The sequence below is a fragment of the Mycobacterium sp. NTMscope_Eco_3 genome (assembly GCF_976985685.1).
The window spans coordinates 3,119,483-3,144,603 of sequence record NZ_CDRJYZ010000001.1; the positions used below are offsets into that span (position 1 = coordinate 3,119,483).

Genomic DNA, 25,121 nt, shown 5'->3' on the forward strand with positions numbered 1-25,121 from the left:
GGTCATGGTAGCCAGCGGGACGGGCGGCGACGACGGCTTCGGGCCGCGGCAGCGAAACACGCTACCGGCCAAGGTGTTTCAGAGCAGACCGAGCAGCTGCAGGTCGGTCACGTATTTGACGATCACCGCCGCGCTGATGTGCGGGATGTCGTTGTCGGGGCCGATTTTGGCTTCCTGCACCGCGGCCCGAAAGCGCTCGGTCGGCCCCAGGCAGCCGCGCGCCGGGTCGGCCGGCGGCACGTGCTGCGCGTTGCGCAACTGCAACAGCTGCAGCACCGACTGGTGGCACTGGCGCTCCGGCAGGGCGCGCAGCGCGGTTTCCATCCGGTGCAGCCACTCCCCGAAGTCGTCGACCCGCTCGATCGGGTAGCCGGCCTCGATCACCCAGTCGACGTACTCGTCGAGCCCGATGCCGTCGTCGTGCGGGTTCATCACGTGGTAGGTCTCGAACCCCGCAGCTGATTCGCGGCCCACCTGGGCGCCCAGCGTGGTGATCGACTCGGCGACGAACTCGACGGGCAGGGCGTCGAAGTGCGCGCGTTGCCGGTTGCCGCGGGAGTCGAGCTTGTAGAACGAGGCCGGCGCGACGCCGCTGGCGACGACGCTGAACAGCAGCCGGGTGAACATGTCCGACAGGTTGAGCTGGCCCGCGTAGGTGGTGTCGGCCAGGATCATGTCGCAGCGAAACACCCCGACGGGCAGCGCGCACAGGTCGTGGGCCTCGCGCAGCAGCACCTCGCCGGCCCACTTGCTGTTGCCGTAGCCGTTGCCGTAGCTGCCGTCGATCGTGCGGATCGGGCCGGCGACGCGGACGTCGGCGTCCTCGGTGAACGCCGACGGCTCGATCTGGTCGCCCACGTTGGCCGTCGAGACATACGTGTACGGCTTGAGTTTGGTGGTGAGCGCCAGCCGGATCAGCTCGGCGGTGCCCGCGACGTTGGGGGCGAACAGCTCGCTGTAGGGCAGCACGCCGTTGACCACGGCCGCGGAGTCGACGATCAGGTCGACGGTGTCGGCCAGCCGCTGCCACGTCTGTTCGTCCAGGCCGAGGTTGGCCTGGCCCTTGTCGCCGGCGATGACCTCGAGGTGGTCGGCGGCGAGTTCGTCGAAATAGCGCCGCAGGGCGGGGTCGCCCGCACAACCCGGGGGGTCGAAGGTCCTCTCGAGCCGGCGCCGCGCGTCCTCGTCGGAGGTGGCCCGCACCAGGCAGATCAGCTTGCCGTCGGCCAGTTCCAGCCGTTCGAGCCATTGCAGCACCAGGTAACGACCGAGGAAGCCGGTGGCCCCGGTCAACAGGACCGTGCGCACCTCGGAGCTCGGGCCCGGCAGCGCCGGCGCGGCGGCCAGCGTCGGGGCGTCGATGAACTTGTCCAGCGTGAGGTCGCAGGCGTACACCTCGGTGGCGTCGCGGCCGTGCACCGAGGCGAAGTCGGCCCGATGGCCTTCCGCCGCACCGGGATCGCGGTTGAGCTGCTGGCTCAGGCTGCGCACCGACGGCGCCTCGAAGACGGCGCGGACGGGCAGGTGGATGTCGAGGGCGTTGTAGATCGCGGCGACCAGGCGCATGGCCGACAGGGAATCCCCGCCCAGGTCGAAGAACGACTCCTGCACCCCTACCCGCTCCAGACCCAGCACCTGGGCGTAGAGCCAGGCCAGGATCTCCTCGACCGCGGTGGCCGGCGCGAGGTAGTCGTCGCCGCCCTGGTAGTCGGGGGCGGGCAGGGCGCGGGTGTCGAGTTTGCCGCCGGGCGTCAGCGGCAGCGCGTCGAGCACGACCACCGCGGCCGGCACCATGTAGGCGGGCAGGCGCTCGGCCAGCTGGGTGCGCAGCTCGGGGGGGTTGGCGGTGCCGGTGATGTAGCCGACCAGCCGTTTGTCGCCGGGGCGGTCCTCGCGGGCGATCACCAGCGCCTGCTCGACCCCGTCCAGTGCGGCCAGCGCGGCCTGGATTTCGCCGAGTTCGATGCGATACCCGCGGATCTTGACCTGCTCGTCGGCGCGACCGACGTAGCGCAGCTGCCCGTCGGAGCCCCACCACGCCAGGTCCCCGGTGCGATACATGCGCGCCCCGTCCCCACCGAACGGACACGCGACAAACCGCGACGCGGTCAAACCGGGCCGGCCCAGGTAGCCGGCCGACACGCCGCCACCGGCCACGTACAGCTCGCCGACCACGCCCGCGGGCACCGGCTGCAGGCATCCGTCGAGCACGAACAGCGCGGCCCCGGACACCGGCGAACCGATCGGCGGCGCGTCGGGTCCCGGGGTGAGCGGGGCGCTGACGGCCGCGACGATCGTGATCTCGGTGGGGCCGTAGACGTTGACCATCACCCGCCCGGACGCCCACCGCTGCACCACCTCGACCGGGCAGGCCTCACCCGCGACCGCCAGCACCGCCGAGTCCAGGCCCTGCGGTGAGAGCATCGCCACCTCGGACGGCGTCTGGGTCAGCATGTCGACGCCTTCGGCAACGAGCAAGGCGTGCAGGTCTTTCGGGGAGCGCACGACGTCGTCGGGTACGACGAGCACCCGCCCGCCGTGCAGCAGCGCGCCGAAGATCTCCCACACCGAGAAGTCGAAGGCCAGGGAATGGCAGTGGCTCCACACCCGCCCGGGCCCCGCGGGCAGACCGGACGCGCCCAGGGAGGCGAACAGTTGCGTGGCGTTGCGATGGGTGACGGCCACGCCCTTGGGGACTCCGGTGGTGCCCGAGGTGTAGATCGTGTAGGCGAGGTGGTGCGGCGCCGGCGCCGGCAACGGCGTGGTGGGCCGGTGCTGGATCGCCGGGTCATCGAGGTCGATGACGAGCACGGCGAAATCGTCGAGGCGCGACCGGTATTCGGCGGTGGTGATCACCGCCGCCGGTGCGGCGTCGGCGAGCATGAAGTCGATCCGGGCGGCGGGCAGGCCCGGATCGATCGGGACGTACGCGGCCCCGGTTTTGAGCACCGCCAGGATCGCGACGACGGCCCGCGCCGAGCGCTCGGCGAGCAGCGCCACGCACTGACCCGGCCCCGCTCCGTGGTCAAGCAACAAGTGCGCCAACTGGTTTGCGGCCTCGTCGAGTTCGCGGTAGGTCCACGAATCCGCACCGTGGGTGATGGCCACCGCTTCGGGGGTGCGCGCGACGTGCTCGGCGAACACCGCCGGGATCGACACCGCCGGGCGCGACGGGCCATCCAGCGCCGCCCGGTTGCCGATCGCAGCGAGGCGGGCGTGCTCGTCGGCGCCGAGCACGTCGATCGACGACAACCGCCGGGTGGGGTCGTCCGTGATGGCCGTCAGCACGCGATGCAGGCGGGTGATCAGCGCTTCGATGGTCTCGGTGTCGAACACGTCGGTGCGGAATTCCACGGCGCCGCCGATCCCCTCGGGCCGGCCGTCGGCGCTCCACCGCTCGGCCAGCGACCACGCGAGATCCATGCGGGCGGTGCGGGTGTCGACGGGCAGCGGGGTGACGCGCACGTCGCCGAGGCTCAGGTCGGCGGAGTCGGTGTTCTGCCAGGCCAGCATGACCTGCACCAGCGGATGGTGCGCGAGGCTGCGGGTGGGGTTGAGCCGTTCGACGAGGACCTCGAACGGCACGTCCTGGTGCTCGTAGGCGGCCAGGCTGCGTTGGCGCACTCGGGCCAGCAGTTCGGCCGTCGTGGGGTCGCCGGCCAGGTCGACGCGCAGCACCAGGGTGTTGACGAAGAAGCCCACGACGTCATCGAGGGCCGGGTCGCGCCGACCGGCGATCGGGAAGCCCACGGCCACATCGGAACTCGCGCTGATCTTGGCGAGCAGCACCGCCAGCGCGGCCTGCACCACCATGAAGCTCGTCGCGTTGTGCGCGCCCGCCACCGCGCGCACGCGCTGCTGCAACTCCGCGGGCCAATCCACGGCCACGCTGGCGCCGCGGAAATCGGCCACCAACGGATAGGGCCGGTCCGTGGGCAATTCGAGCCGCTCGGGCATACCCGCCAGGGTGTGTTCCCAATACCGCACCTGCCCGGCGATCAGGCTGTGCGGATCCTGCAGTTCGCCGAACTGGGCGCGCTGCCACAGCGTGTAGTCGACGTACTGCACCGGCAGCGGCGCCCAGTCCGGGGCGCACCCGGCCGAGCGGCTGGCGTAGGCCTCTCCCAGGTCGCGGACCAACGGGGTCAGCGACCACCCGTCGGCGGCGATGTGGTGCACCACGGCCACCAGCACGTGCTCCTCGTCGCCCACCCGGAAAAGCATTGCCCGCAACGGAATTTCGGTGGCCAGGTCGAACCGGTGACCCACCAGGGTCTCGACGGCGTTGCCCAGCCGGGTGGTCGACCACCCGCGCGCGTCGCTGATCTGCCAGCCGCAATCGGCTTCGTCCACGCCGACGACCAGCTGCCGCGGTATTCCCTCGCGCGCCGGGAACATCGTCCGCAGGCTCTCGTGGCGGGCCATCACGTCGGCCAGCGCCGCGCCGAACGCCTCGGCGTCGAGGCGCCCGTCGAGCTGCAAGGCGATCGCCATGTTGTGCACCGGTGAGGGCCCGTGCAATTGGCCGATGAACCACAACCGTGACTGGGCGAACGACAGCGGCACCATCTCCGGCCGCTCGCCGGCCACCAGCGGTGCGCGTCCGCCGCCGTCGGTACCCAGGCGCGCCGCCAATCGGCGAATGGTGGGCGCTTCGAACAACGCTCGCACGCCGAGGTGGACGTCGAGGCCGGCGTTGACCTCCGCGACCAGCCGCATGGCCGACAGCGAATCCCCACCGAGGTCGAAGAAGGAGTCGTCGATCCCGACACCCTCGACGCCCAGGACGTGGGCGTAGATGGCGGCCAGCGCCTGCTCGACGGCGGTGGTCGGGGCGCGGTACTGATCGGAGCCCTGGGACCAGCGCGAGTAGTCGGGCGCGGGCAGCGCGCGGGTGTCGAGTTTTCCGTTGGGAGTCAACGGCATTGCGTCGACGGCGAGCACCGTGGCCGGGACCATGTAGGCCGGCAGCCGCTCGGTCAGCCGGGCGCGGATGTCGACCGGGTCGGCGGTGCCGGTGACGTAGCCGACGAGCCGCCGGTCGCCGGGCCGGTCCTCGCGGGCGACGACCGCCGCCTGCTTGACGCCGTCCAATTCGGTGAGCGCCGACTGGATCTCGCCGAGCTCGATGCGGTAGCCCCGGATCTTGACCTGTTCGTCGGCGCGACCGAGATAGTGCAGCTGCCCGCCCGGGCTCCAACGCACCAGGTCCCCGGTGCGATACATGCGCGCGCCGGCCGCGCCGAACGGGCAGGCCACGAACCGCGACGCCGTAAGACCGGCCTGGCCGAGGTATCCCGCGGCCACGCCGGAGCCGGCGATGTACAGCTCGCCCGTCACGCCGGCGGGCACCGGCCGCAGCCACGCGTCCAGCACGAAAAATCCCAGATGCGCCAACGGCATTCCGATGGGGCTCGCGGTCGCGTCGACGTCGCTGTCGACGATTTCCCGGTAGGAGGCGTGCACCGTCGTCTCGGTGATGCCGTACATGTTGATCACGCGCGGGCGTCCGGGATGGTTGTCGAGCCATTTCGCCAGCCGCTGCGGACTCAGCGCTTCGCCACCGAACACGAGGCTCTGCACGCTGAGCCGGGGGCCCGACCGCGCGCCGTCCACGCTCTGCAGCGCCGAGAACGCCGACGGGGTTTGGCTCAGCACGCCGATGCTCTCGGCAATCAGCACGGCGTGCAGGTCTTCCGGCGAGCGCACCACCTCATCGGGCACGACCAGCAGCCGCCCACCGCCCAGCAGCGCGCCGAAAATCTCCCACACCGAGAAGTCGAAGGCCAGCGAATGGCACTGGCTCCATGTCGCCGACGGCAGCCGGTCGTGCAGCGAGGCGAGCATCTGGGTGACGTTGTGGTGGGTGACCGCGACGCCCTTGGGGGTGCCGGTCGTGCCGGAGGTGTAGATGACGTAGGCGACGTTGTCGGGGGCCGGCGCCGGCAAGGCGGTGGCGGGCCGGGTGTGCACGGCGGGGTCGTCGACGTCGATGACCGCTCCGTTGAACCCGTCGAGCCGGTCTCGCAGGTCCGTGGTGGTGATGGCGGCGGTCGGTGCGGAGTCGGTCAGCATGAATGCGACCCGGGTGTGCGGCATCGCCGGGTCGATCGGCAGGTAGGCGGCCCCCGTCTTCAGGACCGCCACGATCGCGGTGACCGCGAGGGCCGAGCGTTCCATCAGCACCGCCACGCACTGCCCCGGCCCAGCACCCCGCTCAATGAGCAAGTGCGCCAGTCGGTTTGCGGAGACGTCGAGTTCGCGGTAGGTCATCGAGCGGTCCGCGGCGGTCAGCGCCACCGCCTGGGGGCTACGCGCGACTTGGGCGGCGAAGAGCGCGGGGATGGACACCGGCGGGCGCGGCGGGCCATCCAGCGCCGCGCGGTTGCCGATCGTGTCGAGGCGGGCGTGCTCGTCGGCGCCGAGCACGTCGATCGACGACAGCCGCCGGGCGGGGTCGGCGGTCATGGCCGTCAGGACCCGATGCAGGCGGGTGATCAGCGCTTCGACGGTGGCGGTGTCGAAGACGTCGGTGCGGAATTCCACGGCGCCGCCGATGCCGGCCGGCCGGCCGTCGGCGGTCCACCGTTCGGCCAGCGACCAGGCCAAGTCGGTACGGGCGGTGCGGGTGTCGACCGGCAGTGCGGTGACGCGCACATCGCCGAGGCTCAGGTCGGTGGGTTCGTCGTTCTGCCAGGCGAGCATGACCTGCACCAGCGGGTGGTGAGCGAGGTTGCGGGTGGGGTTGAGCCGTTCGACGAGGACCTCGAACGGCACGTCCTGATGCTCGTAGGCGGCCAGGCTGCGCGCGCGGACGTGGGCCAGCACCTCGGCGATGGTGGGGTCACCGCCGAGGTCGACGCGCAGCACCAGGGTGTTGACGAAGAAGCCGACGACATCGTCGAGGGCGGGGTCGCGCCGCCCGGCGATCGGGAAGCCCACGGCCACATCGGAACTCGCGCTGATCTTGGCCAGCAGGACGGCGAGGGCGGCCTGCACCACCATGAAGCTCGTCGCGTTGTGTGCGCTCGCCACCGCCCGGACCCCCTGCTGCAACTCCGCGGGCCAATCCACGGCCACGCTGGCGCCGCGGTAGTCGGCCACCACGGGGTACGGGCGGTCGGTGGGCAGCTCCAGCCGTTCGGGCAGTCCGGCCAGCGCCTCCTCCCAGTACGCCAGCTGGGCGGCGATCGGGCTGTCCGGGTCTTCCAGGTCGCCGAACTGGGCGCGCTGCCAGAGCGTGTAGTCGACGTACTGCACCGGCAACGGCGCCCAGTCCGGGGGGTCCCCGGCCGTCCGGCTGGCATAGGCGAGGGCCAGGTCGCGGACCAGCGGGGTCAGCGACCAGCCGTCGGCGGCGATGTGGTGTACCACGGCCACCAGCACGTGCTCCTCGTCGCCCACCCGGAAAAGCATTGCCCGCAAGGGGATTTCGGTCGCAAGCTCGAAGGTGTGCCGGGCCGCGTCGCCGATGGCGCCCTCCAGCCGGGCCGGTGACCAGTCGGTGGCGTCGATGGTCTGCCATGTGACGTCGGCCCGGTCGGGCGGCAGCACCACCTGCTGCGGTATGCCCTCGGTGGCGGCGAACACCGTCCGCAGAGTCTCGTGCCGCGCTACCACGTCGCGCAGCGCGGCGCCCAGCGCGCCGACGTCCAGGCGTCCGGTGAGGCGCAACGCCGCCGCCATGTTGTACACCGGTGACGGCCCGTGCAGCTGATCGATGAACCACAGCCGCGATTGAGCGAACGACAGCGGCACCACCGCCGGCCGGGCGGCTGCCACCACGCCGGCGCGGCGGGCGCCGCCCGCGCTGACGCGCGCGGCCAGCTGACCAATCGTGCGCGCTTCGAACAGCGTTCGGACGCCGAGGCGCGCGTCGAGCCCGGTGTTGATCGCCGCGATCACCCGCATCGCCGACAGCGAATCCCCGCCCAGGTCGAAGAAGGAGTCGTCCACGCCGACCCGTTCGAGGCCCAGCACCTGGGCATAGATGTCCGCCAAGATCTCCTCGGTGGGCGTGGACGGGGCCCGATACCGACCGGCGGTGTATTCGGGTGCCGGCAGGGCGCCGGTGTCGAGCTTGCCGTTGGGTGTCAGCGGCAATGCCTCGATCGCCACCACCGCGGCCGGCACCATGTGGCCGGGTAGCCGTTCGGCCAGCAGGGTGCGGAGCCCGGCGGGGTCGGCGGTGCCGGTGATGTAGCCGACGAGCCGCTTATCGCCGGGCTGGTCCTCGCGGGCGATCACGGCGACCTGCCCGGCCCCGTCCAATTCGGCCAGCGCCGTGTGGATTTCGCCCAGTTCGATGCGGTGGCCACGAATTTTGACCTGGTGGTCGGCGCGGGTGACGTAGTGCAGCTTGCCGTTGGGTCCCCAGCGCACCAGGTCGCCGGTGCGGTACATGCGCGCACCGGCCGCACCGAACGGGCAGGCCACGAACCGCGATGCCGTCAAACCGGCGCGGCGCGCATACCCGACCGCGACGCCGCGCCCCGCCACGTACAGCTCGCCGATCGCGCCGGCGGGTACCGGCCGCAGCCAGTCGTCCAGCACGAACAGCGCGGCCCCGGCGACCGGCGACCCCAGTGGCGGCCGCCCGGCGCCCGCGGACAGCGGCGCGCTGAGCACCGCGTCCACGGTGGTTTCCGTCGGGCCGTAGGCGTTGATCATCACCCGGCCCGGGGCCCATTGGTCCGCGAGCGCGGCCGGGCAGGGCTCGCCGCCGATGATCAACGCCGAGTGCAGCTTTCGCGGTGACAGCGCGGTCAGCGCCGACGGGGTGTGGCTCAGCACGCTGACCCGCTCGGCGGCCAGCAGGGCGTGCAGCTCGTCCGGCGAGCGTGTCACCGACTCGGGCACCACCACCAACCGGCCACCCCCGCCCAGCGCGCCCCAGATCTCCTGCACCGAGACGTCGAAGCCGTACGAGTGGCATTGCGACCACACCCCCGCCCCGGGCAGCGGCGCGTGCAGGGATTCCAGCAGCTGGGTGACGTTATGGTGGGTGACCGCAACGCCTTTGGGGACGCCGGTCGTCCCCGAGGTGTAGATGAGGTAGGCGATGTTCTCGGGCGCGGGCGTCGGCAACGGGGCGGTGGAGCGGGTGCGGGCGGCGTCGCCGGCGTCGATGACCGGTAGGTCGAATCCGTCCAGCCGGGCCCGCAGGTCGGCGGTCGTGACCGCGGCCACCGGGGCGGCGTCGCCGAGCACGAACTCGATGCGCGTCGCGGGCAGGGCCGGGTCGATCGGCAGGTAGGCCGCCCCCGTCTTGAGCACCGCGAGGATCGCCACGATGGCCTCGGCCGAGCGGGGGAACAGCAGCGCCACGCACTCCCCCGGCGCGGCCCCGCGCTCGATCAGCGTGTGCGCCAGTCGATTCGATGCCTCGTCGAGTTCGCGGTATGTCATCGAGCGGCCCTCGAAGGTGACCGCTCCCGCCTCGGGAACGCGGGCCACCTGCGCGGCGAACACGGCCGGCAGCGATAGCGGGGCGCGCGGTCGCTCGGTCAACACCGCCCGGTTGCCCCACAGGTGTAGCCGGGCATGCGCCGGCGCGTCGAGCAGATCCAGTGCCAGCAACCGGCGGGCCGGATCGGTGGGCATGGCCGCAAGGAGCCGATGCAACCGCTCGAGCAGGGCGTCGGCGGCGGCCGGGTCGAACACGTCGGTGTCGAACTCGATGCGCAGGCGCAATTCGTCGCCCGGCATGGCTTGCAGCGACAGCGGGTAGTGATTGTAGTCGTGGCTGGTGAATTCGGTGGCGGTCAAGTCCTCGGCCGCCGAGAGCGCCGCGGCGTTGATCGGATAGTTCTCGTACACCAGCAACGTGTCGAAAAGCTGGTCGTGTCCGGTGCTGCGGTGGATGTCGTTCAGCGCCAGGTGCTGATGCTCCACGGTGTCGTTGTGGGCGCGCTGCAGCCGGTCCAGAAATTCGGCGACGGTCGTCGCGGCGGTGGCGTGGGCGCGCACCGGCACGGTGTTGATCAGCAGGCCCACCATGGATTCGGCGCCGGCCAGGTCGGCCGGCCGGCCGGACACCGCGGTGCCGAAGGCGACGTCGCGCCGGCCGGTGAGCGACATCAGCAGCTGCGCCCAGGCGGCCTGCAGCACGGTGTTCAGCGTGGTGCGACGGGAGCGGGCGAGTTCGCCGAGCGCACCGGTGGTTTCGGCGGAGAGCTGCACGACGGCGACTCCCCGCGGCCCGAGTTCTGCGCGGCCCGGCGGCGCCACCAGGGTGGGGGTGTCGAAACCGTCGAGCAGTGCGCGCCATGCCGCGCGGGCGGCCGCGACGTCCCGCTGCGCGAGCCAGGTGACGAAGCGGCGGTAGGGCGCCGCCGCCGGTAACCGCGACCCGTGATAGCCGGCGAAGATTTCTTGCAGCAGGATCGGGAGCGACCAGCCGTCCATCACGATGTGGTGGACGGTGAGCACGAACCGGAACTCGTCGTCCGCGGTGCGCACCAGCGTGGCCCGCAAGGGCGGTTGGCCGGCGAGGTCTCGCACCGCGGCGCGTTCCGAAGCGGAGATCCGCCTTACGTGGTCGTCGATGTCATCGATGTCAGGGCCGTCGAGTTCGACGTTCCGGTAGGCGATTTCGGGGTCCGCCGGGATGATCTGCACCGGGTCGCCGAAGTCGGAACAGAACCGGGCCGCGAGGTTGGGGTGGCGGGCGACGACGGTCTGCACGGTGCGGTGCAGCCGCTGCGGGTCGAGCGCGCCGCGCAGCGTGATGTTCAGCTGGACGGCGTACACGTCACCGTCGGGTTGCGTCGTCGAATGAAAGAGCAGTCCCTGCTGCAGCGGGGTCAGCGGCAAGACATCGGCGACGTCGTAGCGCCGTTCGAGGTCGTCGATCTGCTGCTGGGTGAGGCGTGCCGGGGCGATGTCCGACGGGGTCAACCCGCCGCCGCCACGGCGCACGTGCGCGCAGATTCCGGCCAGCGCGTCAAACCACAACTGGCTCAACAGGTTTACCTGTTCGTGAGTCAGCGCCGAGGACGCCCACGTCCAGTTGGCGTGCAGGTGCGGGCCAGCCTCGGTGTCCATGGTGCCGGCGTTGAGTTCCAGCGTGTGCGGCAGCGGCAGGGCCACCGCCGCGGTCGCGGCGCTCAGCGCGAGACTGTTCGGGCTGAGTCGCCATAGCTCGTCGGACAGTTCGGTGGACGCCGCGCCGAGGCGGCCCAGGTAGTTGAACCCGATGGCCGGGTCCGGAACGCCCAGGCCCACTTCGGGATTCAGGTAACGCAACAGCCCGTAGGTGAGGCCGTCGGGCTGGGCGCGCAGTTGCTCCTTGGCGGCCTTGATCGCCGCGCCCAGCGCGGCCTCACCCGCGACCACGCGGGCCCAGTCCAGCCCGTGGACGTTCAGGACGACGGGGTACTTCGCTGTGAACCAACCCACGGTGCGCGACAGGTCCGCGTGCGGGGCCAGGTCCTCGCTGCGGCCGTGACCCTCGACGTCGATGCCGACCGGCGTCACGGTCCCCACGGACCCCAGGAACTCGGTGAACGCCAGGCCGAAGGCGATCAGCAGGATGTCTTGTACCCCGGCGTGAAACGCGGCGGGCGCCTCTCCCAGCAGCTGGCGGGTCGTCTCTGCGTCCAGCGACGCCGACAACTGCCCGGCCGACTCGTACGTGTCCCACGGCTGCGTCGGCGGCAGCGCGGGCGGCGTCTCGGCGATCCGTCGCCACGCGTCCGCCTGCTCGGTCACCGCCGGGTCCTTCGCGTGCTCGGCCAGCAGCGACGACCAGCGGGCGAACGAGGTGCCCGGCGCGGGCAGCTCGATGGGCTGGCCGCGGCGATGTTGGGCCCAGGCTATGTTGAGGTCCTCGATCAGGGTCCGCCACGACACGCCGTCGACGGCCAGGTGGTGGACGATCAACGCCAATTGGTTTGTCGCGCTTGCCCATACCGCGCACAGCATCACGCCGGCGCCCGGGTTCAGCCGCGACCGGGCCCGCATCAGCGCCGCCTCCGAGAGCACGTCGACGGTGCGCAGGCAGGCCCGGGCATCCACCGCACCCGGCTCAGGGACGTGCAAGTCCCAGCCGCCGGCACCGTCGTCGTCGACGCAGAGCCGCAGCATCGGATGGCGATCCAGCAACGCCTGCAGCACCGCCACGACGTCGGCCTGGCTCACCCCGGCGGGCGCGGCCAGCACCATGGTCTGGTTGAACTGCTCGACCGGCCCGTCGATGTCCTGCAGCCACCGCATGATCGGGGTGGCCACCACCGGCCCGATCCCCTCGTCGACTACGTCGTCCTCGCCCGTGGCCAGCATGACGACCCGCGCCAGCCCCGCCACCGTCTGCTCGACGAAAACATCCCGGGGACGGCACATTACACCGGCCGCCCGCGCCCGGGACACCACCTGCATCGACAGGATGCTGTCCCCACCCAGGTCGAAGAACGAATCATCCACACCGACGCGCTCCACGCCCAGCACCTGCGCGTAGATGCCGGCCAGGATCTCCTCGATCGCGTCGGACGGCGCCCGGTACCGGCTCACCGGGTATTCCGGTTCCGGCAGGGCGCGAGTGTCGAGCTTGCCGTTGGCCGTCAACGGCAACGCGTCCAGCGCCACCACCGCCGACGGGACCATGTAGGACGGCAGCCGCTCGGCGAGCCGCGCCCGTAGCCCGGACGGGTCGACCGCCCCGGTCACATAGCCCACCAGCCGCGCCGCGGGGTGGACTCCACGGGCGACCACCACGGCCTGCTCGACGCCGTCCAATTCGGCCAGCGCGGAACGGATTTCGCCCAGCTCGATGCGGTGCCCGCGAATCTTGACCTGCTCGTCCGCGCGCCCGAGGTACTCCAGCTGACCATCGTCGCCCCACCGCACCACGTCCCCGGTGCGGTACATCCGCGTCCCGTTCCCGCCAAACGGACACGCCACGAACCGCGACGCCGTCAACGCCGCCCGGCCCAGATAACCCGCGGCGACGCCGCGGCCGGCGATGTAGAGCTCACCGACCACGCCGGGCGGCACCGCGCGCAACCACGGATCCAACACGAACAGGGCGGCCCCGGGCACCGGCGAACCGATCGGCACCGGAGCGCGGCCCGCCGTCAGCGGCGCCGTCATGGCCGCATACATCGTGGTCTCGGTGGGTCCGTATTGATTGACCATCACCCGCCCGGGGGCCCACCGATCCATCACCTCGACCGGGCACGGCTCACCGCCGACGACCAGCGCCACCGATTCCAGTCCGTGCGGCGAGAGCGCCGCCACCGCCGAGGGGGTCTGGCTCAACACGGTGACGCGTTCGGCAATCAGCAAGGCGTGCAGGTCTTCCGGCGAGCGGACGATGTCGTCGGGTACGACGACCAGGCGCCCGCCGCGCAGCAGTGCGCCGAAGATTTCCCAGACCGAGAAGTCGAAGGCCAGGGAGTGACAGTGGCTCCACACCTGCCCCAGGCCCAGTTGGGCGTCGACCGACCGCAACAGTTGGGTGACGTTGTGGTGCGTGACCGCCACCCCCTTGGGCGCACCGGTGGTTCCGGAGGTGTACATGACGTACGCGATGTCGTCGGGCGACGGGTCCGGTAATCCGGTGGCGGGTTGGACGGCCACGGTGGGGTCGTCGACATCGATGACGAGTTCGGGATCACCCAGGCGGGGGCGGAGTTCGGTCGTGCTGATCGCCGCGATCGGCGCGGCGTCGGTGAGCATGAAGTCGATGCGGGCGGCCGGCAGCGCGGGGTCGATCGGTACATAAGCCGCCCCGGTCTTGAGCACCGCCAGGATCGCCACGATCGCCTCGGCCGACCGTGGGAGCACCACCGCCACCCGCTGGCCCGGGCCCGCGCCACGGCCAATCAGCTTGTGCGCCAACCGGTTAGTGGTTTCGTACAGTTCGCGGTAGGGCCACGACCGCGCGCCGCAGGTGATGGCGACCGCGTCGGGCGCCCGCGCGACCTGCGCGGCGAACAACGCCGGAATCGACGCGCGTCCGGTGGCGGGACGGCTCAGCACGGCGCGGTTGCCCATCGCGTCGAGACGCGCGTGCTCGTCGGCGCCCAGCAGGTCGATCGATGACAGCGGTCGGGCGGGGTCGGCGGTCATGGCGGCCAACACCTGCCGCAGCCGCGCGACGAGCGTCTCGATGCTGGCCGCGTCGAAGACGTCGGTGCGGAATTCCACCGTTCCGCCGATGCCGGCGGGCTCGCCGTCCTCGTCCCATTGTTCGGCCAGCGACCACACCAAATCCATGCGGGCGACCTGGGTTTCCAGCGGCAGCGGCGTCACCCGCACGTCGCCGAGGCTCATGTCGACGGGATCATTGTTCTGCCAGGCCAGCATGACCTGCACGAGCGGATGATGCGCCATTGTGCGGGTGGGGTTGAGCCGTTCCACCAGCACCTCGAACGGCACGTCCTGGTGTTCGTAGGCCGCCAGGCTGCGCCGGCGCACCCGGGCCAGCAGCTCGGCGACGCTGGGGTCACCGCTGAGGTCGACCCGCAGAACCAGGGTGTTGACGAAGAACCCGACCACCTCGTCCAGGGCCGGGTCGCGCCGCCCGGCGATCGGGAATCCCACGGCCACATCGGAACTCGCGCTCAAGGCGGACAACAGCACCGCCAGGGCCGCCTGCACGACCATGAAACTCGTTGCGTTGTGTGCCCGCGCGAGCTGGGCGACCTGGTGCTGCAGGGCGGCCGGCCACTGCACGTCGACACTGGACCCGCGATAGTCGGCCACCAGCGGATAGGGCCGATCCGTGGGCAGCTCAACGCGTTCCGGAAGCCCGGCCAGGGCCCGCTCCCAGTCGTTCAGTTGCGCCGCGATCGGGCTGTCGGGGTCGTCGAGGTCGCCGAATTGGGCGCGTTGCCACAGCGTGTAATCGACGTACTGCACCGGCAGCGGCGACCACTCCGGGGCCCGCCCCGCACACCGGCTGGCGTAGGCCGCCCCCAGGTCGCGCACCAGCGGGGTCAGCGACCATCCGTCCGCGGCGATGTGATGGACCACGGCCACCAACACGTGTTCGTCCTCGCCGGTGTGGAAAAGCCATGCCCGCACCGGGATTTCGGTGGCCAGGTCGAAGGTGTAGCGCGCCGCGTCCTGGGTGGCCTCCGCCAGCCAGGACGCGGGCCACCGCGTCGCGTCGACGACCTGCCAGTTGACGTCGGCCCGCTCGGCGGGCACCACCACCTGGTGGGGGGCGCCCTCGGGCGCGGGGAAGAGCGTCCGCAGGCTTTCGTGGCGGGCCACCACGTCGTCCAGCGCGGCCCCCATCGCGTCGGTGTCCAGGCGCCCGCACAGCCGCAGGGCGACCGCCATGTTGTACACCGGCGACGGCCCCTGCAGCTGTTCGATGAACCACAGGCGGGACTGGGCGAACGACAACGGCACCAGCGCCGGCCGCTCGCCGGCCACCAACCCTCCGGCCCGACGGGCGCCCGCCTCGACCCGCGTCGCCAGCTGCGCGACGGTGGGGGCCTCGAAGACGGATCGGACCGTCAGCCCGACGTCCAGGTCGGCGTTGATCGCGGTGATCAGACGCATCGCGGACAGCGAGTCGCCGCCGAGGTCGAAGAAGGAGTCGTCGACCCCGACGCGTTCGACGCCGAGCACCCGGGCGTAGATGCCGGCCAGGGCCTCCTCGAGCGCGTTGTCCGGCGCGCGGTACCGGTCGACGTCCCGGTACTCCGGCACGGGCAGGGCGCGGGTGTCGAGCTTGCCGTTGACCGTCAACGGCATTGCGTCGAGCACCACCACCGCCGACGGCACCATGTAGGTGGGGAGCCGCTGACCCAACCGGGCCCGAATATCGGCGGGGTCAGCGGCTCCGGTCACATAGCCGACGAGGCGCGTCTCGCCGGCACGATCCTCGCGGGCAATCACCGCGGCTTGCTCAATGCCCTCCAATTCGGCTAGCGCAGAGCGGATTTCGCCGAGCTCGATGCGATAGCCCCGAACCTTGACCTGCTCGTCGGCGCGGCCCACGTAGTGCAACTGCCCGTCGCCGAAACTAGAGCCGCCCCACCGGACCATGTCGCCGGTGCGATACATGCGCGTCCCGCGCCCGCCGAACGGGCACGCCACAAAACGTGACGCGGTCAGGCCCGCCCGGCCCAGATAGCCGGCGCCCACCCCGGCGCCGGCCACGTACAACTCCCCCACCACCCCGGCGGGTACCGGACGCAAGTACGAGTCCAGCACGAAAAGCGCCGCCCCGGCCACCGGCGACCCGATCGCCGGTGGCCCGGACCGCGCCGGCCCCGCCGTCAGGGGCGTGCTGTGCGACACCCACATGGTGGTCTCCGTCGGGCCGTACACGTTGACCATCACCCGGCCGGGCGCCCAGCGATCCACCAGTTCACCCGGACACGGCTCGGCGCCCACCACCAGCGTGACCGCCTCCAGGCCCTGCGGCGACAGCATCCCCAGCGCCGACGGCGTCTGCGTCAACACCGTGACGCGCTCGCCGATCAGCGTGGCGTGCAACTCTTCCGGCGAACGGGCCACCGAATCGGGCACCACCACCAGGCGGCCGCCGTGCAGCAGCGCCCCCCAGATCTCCCACACCGAGAAGTCGAACGCCAGCGAATGGCACTGGCTCCATACTTGTTCCGGCTCCAGTTCCACTCCGGCGTCCAGTGAGCCGAACAGCTGCGTCACGTTCGCGTGACTGACCGCCACCCCCTTGGGCGTGCCCGTGGTGCCCGAGGTGTAGATGACGTGCGCGATGTCGTCGGCCGCCGGGCCCACGCCGGTCACCGCCGTCGCCGGATGGGCCACCAGGGCCGGGTCGTCGACCTCGACGACAACGCCGCCGAATTCGCCTAGCCGCGAACGCAACTCGGCGCTGGTCACCACGACGCGCATGCCGGCGTCGGCGACCATGAAGCCGATCCGCGCCGTCGGCACCACCGGGTCCATCGGCACGTAGGCCGCGCCCGTCTTCAGCACCCCCAGGATCGCGATCACGGCCTCGGGCGAGCGCTCCAGCAACACGCCCACGCGGTGGCCCCGGCGCACGCCCCGCCCAATCAGCAGGTGCGCCAGTCGGTTCGCGTCCGATTCCACGTGCTCATAGGTCCACGAGCGTCCGCCGCAACTGATCGCCACCGCGTGCGGCACCCGTTCCACCCACGCGCCGAAGAGCGCCGGAATCGACGCTCCCGGCGCCGCCCGGCCCGACGCCGAACGGTTGCCCCACTCGTCGAGCCGGGCGCGCTCGTCGTCGTCAAGCACGTCGATCGAGGAGAGTCTGCGGCCCGGGTCGGCGGTCACGGCGACCAACACCCGCCGCAACCGTTCGGTCAGCGTGTGAACGGTTGCGACGTCGAACAGGTCGGTGCGGAACTCGACGGTGCCGCCGATCCCCTCGGGGCGGCCGTCTCCGCTCCAGCGCTCGAACAGGGAGAACGTCAAATCCGTACGCGCGGTACGGGTCTGGACCGGGACGGCGGTGATCTGCAGCTCACCCAGGTTCAGCTCGGCGGGATCGTTGCCCTGCCAGGCCAACATCACCTGCGTCAGCGGATGATGCGTCAGGGAGCGAGTGGGGTTGAGCCGCTCCACCAGCACCTCGAACGGCACGTCCTGATTTTCGTAGGCCTCCAGGCTGCGCCGTCGCACCCGGGCCAAGACGTCGGCAACGCTGGGATCGCCGGCCAGATCGACCCGCAGCACCAACGTGTTGACGAAGAAGCCCACCAGCTCGTCCAAAGCGGGATCGCGCCGCCCGGCGATCGGAAAGCCCACCGCCACATCGGAAGTCGCGGTGACCTTGCTTAGCAGCACCGCCAGGGCCGCCTGCACCACCATGAAATCGGTGGCGTGGTGCGCCCGCGCCATCGCGCGAATGTGTTGCTGCAACTCGGCCGGCCAGTCGATGTCCACGCTGGCGCCGCGGTAATCGGCCACCGACGGGTACGGCCGGTCCGTCGGCAACTCGACCCGCTCGGGCAGCCCCGCCAGGGTCCGCTCCCAATACGCGAGCTGCCCGACGATGGGGCTGCCCGGGTCGTCGAGGTCACCGAATTGGGCTCGCTGCCACAGCGTGTAGTCCACGTACTGCACCGCCAGCGGCGACCATTGCGGTGCCCGTCCGGCGCAGCGGGCGGCGTAGGCGACGCCGAGGTCGTGTACCAGAGGATTCAGCGACCAACCATCCGCAGCAATATGATGGACCACCGCCACCAGCACATGCTCGTCTTCGGCGAGTTGGAAAAGTTGTGCCTGAAAGGGTATTTCGGCTGACAGATCAAATGCATAACCGGCTGCGGCATCAACGGCCTCCTTTACCTGTGCCGGCGAACAGCCGGCGGCATCTATTACGTCCCACCCGATATCGACCCCCTCGGCGGGTATCACCACCTGCTGTGGCGTCCCGTCGGACACGGCAAACACCGTGCGCAAACTCTCGTGGCGGGCCACCACGTCGATGAGCGCGGCACGCAGCGCGCCGGTGTCCAGCGGCCCGCGCAGCCGCAGCGCGGCCGCCATGTTGTACATCGGCGAGGGCCCCTGCAGCTGATCGATGAACCACAACCGCGACTGCGCAAACGACAACGGCACCACCGCCGGCCGCTCGCCCGCCACCACCCGCGAAAGCCGCTGCGCGCCGCCGTCGAGGCGCGGAGCCAACTGCGCCACCGTGGGCGCCTCGAACAACGCCCGCACCGAAACCCCGCCATTCAGACCGGTATTCACGGCCGCGATCAGACGCATCGCCGACAGCGAGTCGCCGCCGAGGTCGAAGAAGGAGTCGTCAACCCCGACGCGCTCGACGCCCAGGACCTGGGCGTAAATGCCGGCCAGGATCTCCTCGATGGCGCTCGCCGGCGCCCGGTAGCGGTCGACGTCGGAGTATTCCGGCGCCGGCAGGGCGCGGGTGTCGAGCTTGCCGTTGACCGTCAACGGCAGCGCGTCAAGCACCACCACCGCCGACGGCACCATGTACGTGGGGAGCCGCTGACCCAACCGGGCCCGAATCTCGGAAGGGTCAGCGACTCCGGTCACATAGCCGACGAGGCGCTTCTCGCCGGCACGATCCTCGCGGGCGATCACCGCCGCCTGCTCGACGCCCTCGACGTCGGCCAGCGCGGCGCGGATCTCGCCCAACTCGATGCGATAGCCGCGGATCTTGACCTGCTCGTCCGCGCGGCCGCGGTATTCCAATTGCCCGTCACCGAAACTAGAGCTGCTCCACCGCACCACATCCCCGGTGCGATACATCCGCGCGCCGTACCCACCGAACGGGCAGGCCACGAATCGTGTTGCCGACAGCCCGGGGCTGCCCACGTAGCCGGTGGCCAATCCGCCGCCGGCGACGTACAACTCGCCCACCACCCCGACGGGCACCGGCCGCAGCCAGCCGTCGAGCACGAAGAAACCGAGGTTGGCCAGCGGCACCCCGATCGGGCTGACGTTGCTGCCGACGTCGCCGCCGAGGATCTCGCGGAACGAGGCGTGCACCGTGGTCTCGGTGATGCCGTACATGTTGATCATCCGCGGCAGCCCGGGATGACGATGCAGCCACGTCGACAACCGGCGCGGCTCAAGGGCTTCCCCACCGAACACCACCGTCTGCAACTTCAACTGCTCACCGAGCTCCGGCGCCAACGCGTCGGCGCTCTGCAGCGCATAAAACGCCGACGGGGTCTGGCTCAACACGTTGACGTTCTCGGCAACCAGCAAGGCGTGCAAGTCTTCTGGTGATCGAACGACGTCATCGGGTACGACGACCAGGCGCCCGCCATGCAGGAGGGCGCCGAAGATCTCCCACACCGAGAAGTCGAAAGCCAGGGAATGGCACTGGGTCCAGACCTGCCCGACATCGAGTTGGGCATCGATGAACTCCAGCAGCTGGGTGACATTGCGGTGGGTGACCGCCACCCCCTTGGGAACGCCCGTCGAGCCCGAGGTGTAGATGATGTAGGCGGTGCTGTCCGCCTCCGGCACCGGCAGGCCGGTGGCCGGTTGGGTGCGCACGGCGGGGTCGTCGATCTCAATGATCCGCCCGGCGAACCCGTCCAGCTGCGGGCGCACCTCGGCGGTGGTCACCGCCGCGACGGGGTCGGCATCGCCGAGCACGAACTGCAGCCGCGCCGCCGGCACGCTCGGGTCGATCGGCACATAGGCCGCCCCGGTCTTGAGCACCGCCAGGATCGCCACGATCGCCTCGGCCGACCGCGGCATCGCCACCGCCACCCGCCGGCCCGGGCCGGCGCCGTGCCCAACGAGCAAGTGCGCCAACCGATTTGTGGCCTCGTACACGTCGCGGTAGCTGAACGACCGCCCGCCGCAGGTGATCGCCACCGCCCCCGGGGCGCGGGCGACCTGCGCGGCGAACAACGCCGGGATCGACACCAGGGACATCGACGGCACGGCCAACACCGCCCGGTTGCCGATGTCGTCGAGCCGTTCGTGCTCGGCGGCGTCGAGCAGATCGATCGACGAAAGCCGGCGGCCGGGGTCGGCGGTCATGGCCGCCAGCACCCTGCGCAGCCGCTCGATCAACGTCTCGATGCTGTCCGCGTCGAAGACGTCGGTGCGGAACTCCACCATGCCGCCGATGCCTGCGGGCCGGCCCTTTTCGTCCCACCGTTCGGCCAGGGAGAACACCAGGTCCATGCGGGCGACCTGGGTGTCGACCGGTAGCGGGGTGACCCGCACATCGCCGAGCTCCAGGCCGGCGGCGGGGCCGTCGTGCTGCCAGGGCAGGTTCTGCCAGGCCAACACCACCTGGACCAGCGGATGATGGGTCAGGTTGCGGGTGGGATGGAGGCGGTCGACCAGGACTTCGAAGGGCACGTCCTGGTGTTCGTAGGCCGCCAGGCTGCGTTGGCGAACCCGGGCCAGCAGGTCGGCGACGCTGGGGTTGCCGCCCAGGTCGACCCGCAAAACGAGGGTGTTGACGAAAAAGCCGACGACGTCGTCGAGCGCGGGATCGCCGCGGCCGGCGATCGGGAACCCCACCGCCACATCGGAACTCGCGCTGACCTTCGACAGCAGCACCGCCAGCGCCGCCTGCACGACCATGAAGGTGGTCGCGTTGTGGGCCCGCGCCACCTGCGCAACCTGCTGCTGCAATTCGGCCGGCCACTCGACGTCGATGCGCGCTCCGCGGTGATCGGCGACCAGCGGGTAGGGGCGATCCGTCGGCAATTCGAGGCGTTCGGGCATCCCGGCCAGCGCGTCCCGCCAATACCTCAGCTGCGCGGCGATGGGGCTGCCCGGATCGTCGAGGTCACCGAATTGGGCGCGTTGCCACAGCGTGTAATCGACGTATTGCACCGGCAGCGGCGCCCAATCCGGGGTCTGTCCGCTGGACCTGCGCACGTAGGCCGCGCCGAGGTCGCGCACCAGCGGGGTCAGCGACCATCCGTCCGCGGCGATGTGGTGGGCCACCGCCACCAACACGTGGTCGTCGTCGGCGAGCCGGAAAAGCTTTGCCCGCAAAGGGATCTCGTTGGACAGATCGAATCGGTGACACGCCTCGGTCTCGATGGCCTGGCTCAGCCGGCCGACCGGCCACCCGCCGGCGTCGATGACCTGCCAGCCGACCCGGGCGCCGTCGACCGGAACCACCACCTGCCGGGGCGTCCCCTCGGACGCGACGAACACCGTGCGCAAGCTTTCGTGGCGGGCCACCACGTCGCCCAGGGCGGTGCCCATGGCGTCGGTGTCCAGGCGCCCGTGCAGCCGCAGGGCGACCGCCATGTTGTGCACCGGCGACGGCCCGTGCAGCTGGTCGAGAAACCAGAGCCGGGATTGCGCGAACGACAACGGCACCACGGCCGGCCGCTCGGCCGCCACCACCCGCGCGAGCTTGCTTCCCCCGCCGCACACCTGCGGCGCCAGCTCGGCGACCGTGGGCGACTCGAACAGCGCCCGCACCCCGAGGTGGGCGTCGAGGCCGGTGTTGACCGCGGAGACCAACCGCATCGCCGACAGCGAGTCACCGCCGAGGTGGAAGAAGGAGTCGTCGATCCCGACGCGATCGACACCCAGCACCTGGGCGAAGATGCCGGCCAGGATTTCTTCGATGGCGTTTTCCGGAGCGCGATATCCGTTGCCGCCCTGGTAGTCCGGCGCGGGCAGGGCCCGGACGTCGAGCTTGCCGCTGACCGTCAGCGGCAACGCGTCGAGCGCGACGACCGCCGACGGGACCATGTAGGTGGGGAGCCGCCGACCCAACCGGGCCCGAATATCGGTCGGGTCAGCGGCTCCTGTCACATAGCCGACGAGACGCCTGTCGCCGGCACGATCTTCACGGACGAGCACCGCCGCGCGTTCGACGCCCTGCACATCGAGCAGCGCGGCGCGGATCTCGCCCAATTCGATGCGATACCCACGCACCTTAACCTGTTCGTCGGCGCGCCCCAGATACCGCAGTTGGCCCTCCCCGGATCCGGAGCGGCCCCAGCGCACGAGGTCGCCGGTGCGGTACATGCGGGTTCCGGGTTCGCCGAAGGGGCAGGCCATGAACCGCGCCGCGGTCAGCCCCGGGCGGCGCCAATAGCCGACGCCCACGCCCTGGCCGGCCAGGTACAGCTCGCCCACCACCCCGGCCGGCACCGGGCGCAACCACTCGTCGAGCACGAAAAACGCCGCCCGCGTGACCGGGGAGCCGATCGGCGGGGACGCCGACCCCGCCTGCAGCGGGGCGCTCTTGCACGCCCACATCGTGGTCTCGGTCGGGCCGTAAACGTTGACCATCACCCGATCCGGCGCCCAGCGATCCACCAACTCGGGGGGGCAGGGCTCGGCGCCGATCACCAACGCCGTCCCGTCTAACCCCTGCGCCGAGAGCATCCCCACCGCCGACGGCGTCTGGGTCAAAACCGTGACGCCCTCATCAACCAACAGCGCGTGGAACTCCTCCGGGGAGCGGGCCACCGCATCCGGCACCACCACCAGGCGGCCGCCGTGCAGCAGCGCACCCCAGATCTCCCACACCGAGAAGTCGAACGAATAGGAATGGAACTGCGTCCATACCTGCTCGCCCGACAACGCGAACCCGATCCGCAGGTCATCGAACAACTGCGCGACGTTATGTTGAGTCGCCGCAACACCTTTGGGCACGCCCGTGGTCCCCGAGGTGTAGATCAGATGCGCCACATCGCTCGGGGACGGCAAGGCGGGCGCCGTAGAGGGCGCGCTCGCCACCGCCGGATCGGCGACGTCGATGACCATCAGGTCGAACCCGTCGAGCGTGCCGGCCAGGTCCGCGGTGGTCAGCGCGGCCCTCGGCGCGGCGTCGGTGAGCATGAACTCGACCCGCGCCGCCGGCAGCGCGGGATCGATCGGCAGATACGCCGCCCCGGACTTGAGCACCGCCAAGATCGCCACGATCGCCTCGGCCGAGCGCGAAAACACCAGCGCCACAAACGCACCCGGACCCACCCCACGACCGGTTAGCACGTGCGCCAACCGATTGGCCGCCTCGTCGAGCTCGCGGTACGTCATGGACCGGTCCTCGAACGTCAGCGCCACCGCGTCCGGGGACCGCGCCGCCTGCGCGGCGAACAGCTCGACGACCGACACCGGCGCCGCCGGCCGGCCCAACGCGGACGCGTTGCCCCATTCGCCGAGCCGGGCGCGCTCGTCGGCGTCGACGGCGTCCAGGGACAGCAGCCGCCGGGTCGGATCGGCCGTCATCGCCACCAAGAGCTGTTGCAGCCGTTGCGCCAGGTCGGCGGCGTCGAGGTGGGCCCACGGTTCCCACATGCCCGCCGTGCTGAGGACGAGGTCGTCGCCGTCGCCGGAGAAGATGAGCCCGAAGCCGTCGGCCTGACCGGAGTTCGTGTACGACGCCGACGCCATGACACCGCCGAAGGGCAGCGTGAACGCCGACGGGATGAAGTTGACGCTGACCCGTTCGGACGGTTGCGTCAGGCCGCGGACCTTGCGCTCCAGCGCGTGCACCGGGAAGCGCTGGTGCTGGATCGCTTCGTCGATTCGTGTCTCGACGTGTTTGCAGAACGCGGCGACCGTGGACTGCGGCGAGGCGCTCAACACCAGCGGCACCACGCCGGCGACCATCCCGGGAAGCGTCTTCTGCTCCGGACGCACGCGCCGGCTGACCGGGAAATCGAGCACGACGTCGGGGCCCCCGGCGGACCAGCCGCGCACCAGCAGGGCGCAGGCGGCGGTGATGACCGAGGTCACCGACACCCCCCACACCTCGCAGAACCGGTGCACCCGGCGCAGTACCGCGGGGTCCAGGGCCGTCGGGGCGGACGGCCACGGGTCGCGCTCCGCGGCTCCCCCGGGCAGCCGATGGTGCCCGTGGCTGTCCGGGGGAAGGTTCGCCGTCCAATACGCCTCGTCGTCCCGGTAGTCGCCGGAGCGTTCGTACTGCGCTTCGCAGTCGATCAGCTCCTGCAAGGAGCCGAAGACGGCCGTGGGGATGGGCCCGGCGGACACGATCGCGGAGTAGATCGAGGCGATGCGATGGCCGACCAGCGCGACGCCGGTCCCGTCGATGACGATGTGGTGGCAGCAGGCGAGCAAGAAGAACTCGGTGCGCCCGGTCTGGAACAGGACGAACCGGAACAGCGGCCCGGTGAGCGGCATGGGCGTGCGCTGGATCGCCAACGCTCGCCGGCGCGCTTCCTGCACGGGATCGGCCTCGTCGCGCAGGTCATCAAAGGCCAGCTCGACGTTCGGGTAGTCGACCGCCCGCTGGAAAACCTGGCCGTCCACCTGGAAGAAGGCGGCCCTGGCCGGCTCGGCTTCCCGCATAGCCTGCCGGATCGCCCACTGCAGGGCGTCGCGCTGGACCATGCCGTCGATCCGCACGAACAGCCCCAGCTGCCACTCGGTGTCGGAGTGACCGGTTTCGCGCGCCAGCCAGATGTCCAGCTGTCCGCGCGTCAGCGGAAGTGCTTGAGGATCAAGCTGCATCCCACGCCCCAACCACAGGGTCTTCCTTTCAACCCCCCGGTTGTCTGGTACCGCTCGCGCGGAAGCCCGGTCCGCTTCCGCTCGTTGTCCCCGGCGCCGGCGCGACCTGCTTCCCGGCGCCCCACCGAGCAATCGGGTGGAGCGTCGGCAAAGACCGACCGCGACCGTCGTTGCAGTTCGTCGTCGACCCGAGACGACGAAGCCGGCGGGTGTCGCTATCGAACGCCGACGCTCACCGACCCCGAAATTCT

Annotated in this window: 1 protein-coding gene; it reads right to left on the reverse strand. The window is 70.9% G+C overall.

Annotation, left to right across the window (positions count from 1 at the left end):
* Window positions 1-78: 78 nt before the first annotated feature.
* Window positions 79-24,870, reverse strand: a complete 24,792-nt coding sequence (locus tag AC0KTM_RS14250) for a non-ribosomal peptide synthetase (protein WP_472415909.1) — start codon at window positions 24,868-24,870, stop codon at window positions 79-81.
* Window positions 24,871-25,121: the final 251 nt, after the last annotated feature.

Bases quoted from the DNA above. Each gene is read 5' to 3' on its own strand.
- AC0KTM_RS14250 (WP_472415909.1), bottom strand. From the start codon at position 24,870: ATGCAGCTTGATCCTCAAGCACTTCCGCTGACGCGCGGACAGCTGGAC.